The organism is Enterobacter nematophilus (assembly GCF_026344075.1).
GTDB lineage: Bacteria > Pseudomonadota > Gammaproteobacteria > Enterobacterales > Enterobacteriaceae > Enterobacter > Enterobacter nematophilus.
In genome coordinates, this window is sequence record NZ_JAPKNE010000019.1 from 1 (window position 1) to 504 (window position 504).

1 rRNA gene is annotated in these 504 nt (G+C 53.2%); it reads left to right on the top strand.

Going from position 1 to position 504, the window contains the following annotated elements:
- Positions 1–504, top strand: a 23S ribosomal RNA gene (locus OSH03_RS22075); the annotation flags it as partial.

Consider the following 504-nt stretch of genomic DNA (forward strand, 5'->3'; position numbering starts at 1 on the left):
GGCGTTAAGTTGCAGGGTATAGACCCGAAACCCGGTGATCTAGCCATGGGCAGGTTGAAGGTTGGGTAACACTAACTGGAGGACCGAACCGACTAATGTTGAAAAATTAGCGGATGACCTGTGGCTGGGGGTGAAAGGCCAATCAAACCGGGAGATAGCTGGTTCTCCCCGAAAGCTATTTAGGTAGCGCCTCGTGAACTCATCTTCGGGGGTAGAGCACTGTTTCGGCTAGGGGGCCATCCCGGCTTACCAACCCGATGCAAACTACGAATACCGAAGAATGTTATCACGGGAGACACACGGCGGGTGCTAACGTCCGTCGTGAAGAGGGAAACAACCCAGACCGCCAGCTAAGGTCCCAAAGTCATGGTTAAGTGGGAAACGATGTGGGAAGGCACAGACAGCCAGGATGTTGGCTTAGAAGCAGCCATCATTTAAAGAAAGCGTAATAGCTCACTGGTCGAGTCGGCCTGCGCGGAAGATGTAACGGGGCTAAACCATGCA